The following is a 5,200-nucleotide window of genomic DNA, read 5'->3' as shown; positions in this document are numbered from 1 at the left end:
ACCACCGCCGCGAAGAAGGCCGCTCCGGCCAAGGCTGCACCCGCCAAGGCTGCTCCCGCCAAGGCCACCGCGCCGGCTCCGGCCAAGAAGGCTGCTCCGGCCAAGAAGGCCTGATTTGCCCAGCTCCACCTGACGAAGGCTCCCTCACTCAGCCGAGTGTGGGAGCCTTCGTGTTCGTCGGGAACCGGATGAGAACTTAGGATGTAGTTGTGACTCAAGTCGATGGGCTAGTCGGTCTGATCTTTCTCGCACTCAAAGTGCTCGCATTGGTGGGTGCTGTCTACGCGATCGTTCATGCCGTCAGGCAGCGTCCTGACGCTTTCACCGCGGTCAACAAATTGACCAAGCCGATCTGGCTGGGAATTCTGATCGTCGCGGCGTTGATTCTCTTGGCGACGTCCCCTGTCGGGCTCCTGGGCATCATCGCGGTCGTTGCAGTGTGCGTGTATCTCGTCGACGTTCGCCCGCGGGTGGACGACATTCAGCACGGCGGTTCTCGCTGGTAGTTTGCCGTACTCCCGCTCATTCCGAGCCGTGGTTCCCGGCTCATGGTGTGCTGCCCCACTCTTCTCTCCAACGCTGACAACGGGCGTTGTTCGAGTGATAGTGTCGGTTAACGGCAGTCACACATAGATTGCATCCGTCTGTCGTCAGCAGCAGTCAGGGGTAAATGCATGTCCAGTCGTTCGCGCACCACAGAGCTTCGAGTACTGGCAGGCGCCGTCGGAGTGGGAGCACTCGTCGCGGCCGTCGCTGGGATCCGTCATCGGCGATCCACGCGTGGGTTGACTCTTTCGAGCGACGTCGAGCCCAATGCACTCCTGAAGACTCCGACGCTCAAAGCTGACATCAGCGAACTGACCACCGACGACGGTGCGATCATCAATGTCCGGGCTTACGGTCCCGTCGACGGCGATCCGATCGTTCTCAGTCACGGCTGGACGTGCTCCACCGAATTCTGGTACCCGCAGGTCAATGCGCTTGCCGGCGAATATCGCGTCATCACCTACGATCAGCGCGGTCACGGCCGCAGCACCGTCGGCAATCTTCCGCTCGGCCCGGACGTCCTTGCCGACGATCTCTCTGCAGTGCTGGCGGCCACGGTTCGCGAGGACAAGAAGGCCGTCATCGTCGGTCACAGCATGGGCGGGATGAGCATCATCGCCTGGGCAGGTCGTCACCCCGACGAGGTCAAGAAGTACGCGTCGGCGGTCATGCTCGCGAGCACCGCGAGCGAAAGGTTGATCGCCGAGACCACGGTCATCCCACTGCCCAATCGTTTCCCTCGCGTGCCGGTCCCCGTGGGCCGCGCCATCCTCAGTTCGCCCGTTCCGTTCGTCTCCTCGGGCGCCATGACGAAGGCGATCCAGTACGTCTCGATGTCACCGAACGCGACCAAGGCCGAGATTCAGTTCTGCGAGAACATCGTTCGTGAGTGCAAGCCCCGCATCCGTGGAGGTTGGGGAGCAGCGCTGAGCACCCTCGACATTCACGAGGGACTCGACAATCTCGAAGTGCCGACCACCGTGCTCGTCGGTTCGCTCGATCGGCTCACTCCGCCGGTCCATGCGCGCAAGCTTGCGCAAGTCCTCGACGACGCCGGCAACCTCGAACGGTTGATCGTGTTGCCGGGCGTCGGTCACATGTCGTCGATCGAGAACATCGACGAGTTCGACAAGGAAATCGTGCGACTGCGCAATCTCTAGCGCAACGCAGCTCTAGCTGAAGACGACCGTCTTGCGCCCGTGGACCAGCACACGATCCTCGAGGTGCCAGCGCAGTCCGCGGGAGAGTACGAGCTTTTCGATGTCTCGACCCTGACGGACCATGTCGGCGACATCGTCGGCGTGGTCCACACGGATCACGTCCTGCTCGATGATCGGACCGGCATCGAGTTCGGCGGTCACGTAGTGGCAGGTGGCGCCGATCAACTTCACGCCGCGGGCGAAAGCCTGGTGATAGGGGCGGGCACCGATGAACGACGGCAAGAAGCTGTGGTGGATGTTGATCGCGCGCCCGGCCCAGTGCTCGCACAGTGATTCGGGCAGCACCTGCATGAATCGGGCAAGCACCACGGCGTCGGGATTGTGAGCGTCGACCAGGGCGCGGACCTTCTCGAAGGACGGTCCCCGTTCTGCCGGGTCCTTGGCGAACGGAACATGGTGGAAGTCGATCCCGTGGCGCTCGGTGACACTGCGCAGATCTTCGTGGTTTCCGATGACGGCGCTGATTTCTGCCGGGAGTTCCCCGCCCGCGGCGCGGCCAAGGAGGTCATGCAAGCAGTGACCTTCCTTGCTCACGAGCAACACGATCTTCTTGGGTGCGCCGGAGTCGTGAAGAGTCCACTCGGTTTCCGGACCGATCTCGGCCGCAACAGCTTTGAACCGTTCACGAAGCTCGTCGATGCTCATGCTCACCGACGATGCACGGACCGCCTGACGCGTGAAGAACCATCCGGTGTCGGCATCGGCGTGGTATGCAGCCTCCACGATCCATCCACCGACGTCGGTGAGAAAGGTCGAGATGCGTGCGACGATGCCCGTGGTGTCGGGGCAGCCGAGGGACAGAACATAGCGACGATCATCGATCGATGGTGCAGCGGTCATGCGGCCTAGTCTCTCAGGTGCGGCTGCAGCGACGGTCGCGTGGTGGTGTGCCAAGCTTTCCAACATGTCTGAAGCTGCACTCACTCGTTCCCAGGTTGCCGCGATGGTGGACCACACTCTCCTCAAACCCGAAGCCACCGCGGCCGATGTGACCGCCCTGATCGACGAAGCACGCAGCCTCGGTGTGCTGGCTGTCTGCGTCTCGCCGTCGATGTTGCCGATTCGCGCCGAGGGACTTGTGACGGCGGCCGTCGTCGGATTCCCGTCGGGGAAACATCATTCGCTGGTCAAGGGTGCTGAAGCGCGACTGGCCGTCGATCAAGGCGCAGCCGAGATCGACATGGTCATCGACGTAGGAGCGGCGGTCGCCGGCGACTACAGCGCGGTGTTGGCCGATATCCTCACCGTCCGCGAGGCGATGGGGGAGAGTGCGATCCTCAAAGTGATCCTCGAAACCGCAGCGCTGTCCGACGAGGCCATCGTCGAATGTTGCCGCGCAGCTGTGCATGCCGGGGCGAACTTCGTCAAGACCTCGACCGGCTTCCACCCCGCGGGTGGAGCGACGGTTGAGGCCGTCGCACTGATGGCGCAGACGGTCGGCCCGGGCGTGGGAGTCAAGGCCAGTGGCGGAATACGTACGACGCAGGCAGCGCTCGACATGATCGCGGCCGGCGCCACCCGCCTCGGACTATCCGGAAGTCGAGCAGTATTGGACGGTCTGGCCGACTAGGTCAGCAGGCCGCAGCTGTCCGGAACCGCCGAGGTGTTCTGGTTGTTCGCGTCGGCGACGGGCATGGCGTAAGCGCCGCCCTCCAACGAGATCTGGATAGCGTCGTCGGTGACGGTCAGCTTCGTGGGCTTCATGTCCAGCGGGTAGGTCTGCAGGCTGTCGGTGAGTGTCTGGACGATGCCGTCGACCAGATCGGTCGGCAGACCCAATCCGAGAATCTCGGCGCCGACGGTCTGGACGTCGACCACACCGTTGGTGACGGTGGGCTTGACCGTGAGCTTCGCGAGCCCGACCGGACCGACGTCGAACGCGAGTGTTCCGGCGCTCGAGTCGGCGGTGACGCCGGAGACGAGCCCGCCGAAGGTCTGTTCCTGCAAGGTGGCGAGAATGCCTGCGGTAGACCAGGTGACGTCGGCGCTGGAGCTGCCGATGGTGCCGCTGTTGCCCGCCGAGGGCTGCAAGTTGATGTCGTTCACCTTCGCGTGAACCTGCATTCCCGTTGCGGGGCCGAACGAAGAGTCGTCACTGTCGATGCTGATGTACGGCACCTTCTTGTCGACTGCCTGCAGGAGTACGGGCTTCCAGCTCAACCCGACGTCGACCTGGGATCCCAGTTCGCTCTGGAACTGATCGGCCATGCAGGTCTTCACCTGGTTGCGTACGTACAGTTCTCCACCGACGAGCGCCGCGACGAGTACGGCGATCACCACGAGAAGGATGATGAGCACTCGGTTGCGCGGACGAGGGTTGTTCGCTGCGACAGTCATTCGCCAGATTCTTCCCGACGAGTCTGAACGAACTCTGTGAATACGCACTTCCTCATTCCTGTGATGCGCGACACACTCGCCCGTAGTCTGTTCGAAACGGCGTTTTCGACGGTCACCGGAGGTGGTCATGGCTTCGGACTACGAATCACTCGAGTTGCTGGCGCTGCGACAGTGCGGATTTGTCACGGCTCTCCAGGCATCCGAACTGGGTTTCGGTCTGGCGTTGATGGAAGAAATGACGGAATCCGGAACATGGACATGTGAGTGCCGCGGGCTTTTTCGCCTCGAACGCGTCAGACATACCGCCTTGGACGAGTTCGCGAAGTGGTGCACGTGGTTCGCCGGTAGCGCCACCGTCTCGCACTACAGTGCCGCAGATCTGCATGGCCTCGGGCACCTGCAACCTCGCTTCATTCACCTCTCCGTTGCGCACCCTCTCGCGGCGCCGACCCGCCAGGTAGCGCTGCACCGACTGCCGCTCGCGGACGACGAGTGTGAACAGATCGGGCCCATCCGCATCACCACGCCTTTGCGTACCGTGCACGACCTCGCTTCCGGTGGAATTTCTCAAGTCCTGCTCAACGAAGTAGTCGCCGATGCGGTCGCGATAGGTCGACTGGACGCGCACGAGCTGTATCTCTCGTGTGAGAACGCGAGCGTCGACGTTGCTGTTCGGGTCGAGTTGGCTCTGGCCGCAAGCCTGTAGCCGAGAGAGATCTTCGAGGCTCCTGCGACCTTCTGGCATCACGCCCGAAATCGAATATGACGCCGATATCAGAGATTTGTAAATCGCTATTTTCGGGCGACTGTTTTGTCTTTAGCGCAGGTAAGAACGCATCCAGATGTGCGGTTCGGGACGTTCAGCCCACTGTTATTGCAGTTCGGCGATGTCGCCGATGAACTAAATCTGCGAAAAGCGTAGTTACTTTACAGTCAATGGGATAACGTCACGGCATCGAAAGCAGACGGACGCTTGTCCTGGACGCCTGTCTGCCCCGTTGTCGAGAGGGATCTGGATGTCCGTGAGTGGTGTTCGTCGTGTTGTCGGTGGGTTGAGTGTTTTTGCTGTTTCTGCGGGCTTCGCGGTGGTTGCGGGC

Annotated in this window: 6 protein-coding genes; 4 read left to right on the top strand and 2 right to left on the bottom strand. The window is 62.1% G+C overall.

Annotation, left to right across the window (positions count from 1 at the left end; translation table 11 throughout):
- Positions 1–209: 209 nt before the first annotated feature.
- Both A2J01_RS27730 and A2J01_RS27725 read left to right on the top strand, forming a co-directional pair.
- Positions 210–506, top strand: a complete 297-nt coding sequence (locus tag A2J01_RS27730) for a DUF2516 family protein (RefSeq protein WP_003941505.1) — start codon at positions 210–212, stop codon at positions 504–506.
- 168 nt (positions 507–674) lie between these two features.
- Positions 675–1,706, top strand: coding sequence for an alpha/beta fold hydrolase (locus A2J01_RS27725; protein WP_021333908.1), 1,032 nt, complete (start codon positions 675–677; stop codon positions 1,704–1,706).
- Positions 1,707–1,718: 12 nt separating this feature from the next.
- Here A2J01_RS27725 and purU read toward each other — a convergent pair whose 3' ends face one another.
- Positions 1,719–2,606 carry a formyltetrahydrofolate deformylase gene (purU, locus tag A2J01_RS27720; RefSeq protein WP_003941509.1) on the bottom strand — a complete coding sequence of 296 codons (888 nt, stop codon included), beginning with the start codon at positions 2,604–2,606 and terminating at the stop codon, positions 1,719–1,721.
- 64 nt (positions 2,607–2,670) lie between these two features.
- Here purU and deoC point away from each other — a divergent pair, with 64 nt between their 5' ends.
- A complete protein-coding gene (gene deoC / locus A2J01_RS27715) occupies positions 2,671–3,336 on the top strand; it encodes a deoxyribose-phosphate aldolase (RefSeq protein WP_007735361.1) in 666 nt (221 codons plus the stop codon).
- Here deoC and A2J01_RS27710 read toward each other — a convergent pair.
- Positions 3,333–4,103, bottom strand: coding sequence for an LmeA family phospholipid-binding protein (locus A2J01_RS27710; protein ID WP_007735358.1), 771 nt, complete (start codon positions 4,101–4,103; stop codon positions 3,333–3,335). The genes deoC and A2J01_RS27710 overlap by 4 nt on opposite strands.
- Positions 4,104–4,230: 127 nt before the next feature.
- Here A2J01_RS27710 and A2J01_RS27705 point away from each other — a divergent pair, with 127 nt between their 5' ends.
- A complete protein-coding gene (locus tag A2J01_RS27705; RefSeq protein ID WP_003941523.1) occupies positions 4,231–4,809 on the top strand; it encodes a type IV toxin-antitoxin system AbiEi family antitoxin domain-containing protein in 579 nt (192 codons plus the stop codon).
- Positions 4,810–5,200 lie beyond the last annotated feature (391 nt).

Origin of the sequence: Rhodococcus sp. EPR-134 (assembly GCF_001647205.1) — a bacterium.
Lineage (GTDB): Bacteria > Actinomycetota > Actinomycetes > Mycobacteriales > Mycobacteriaceae > Rhodococcus_F > Rhodococcus_F qingshengii.
Note: the sequence above shows the minus strand (reverse complement) of the source record. Positions and strands in the feature narration are given on the sequence as shown.

What these genes read in the sequence shown, in the direction of transcription:
- A2J01_RS27710 (WP_007735358.1), bottom strand. Translation starts at nt 4,103, where the DNA reads ATGACTGTCGCAGCGAACAACCCTCGTCCGCGCAACCGAGTGCTCATC.
- purU (WP_003941509.1), bottom strand. Translation starts at nt 2,606, where the DNA reads ATGACCGCTGCACCATCGATCGATGATCGTCGCTATGTTCTGTCCCTC.
- A2J01_RS27705 (WP_003941523.1), top strand. Translation starts at nt 4,231, where the DNA reads ATGGCTTCGGACTACGAATCACTCGAGTTGCTGGCGCTGCGACAGTGC.
- A2J01_RS27725 (WP_021333908.1), top strand. Translation starts at nt 675, where the DNA reads ATGTCCAGTCGTTCGCGCACCACAGAGCTTCGAGTACTGGCAGGCGCC.
- deoC (WP_007735361.1), top strand. Translation starts at nt 2,671, where the DNA reads ATGTCTGAAGCTGCACTCACTCGTTCCCAGGTTGCCGCGATGGTGGAC.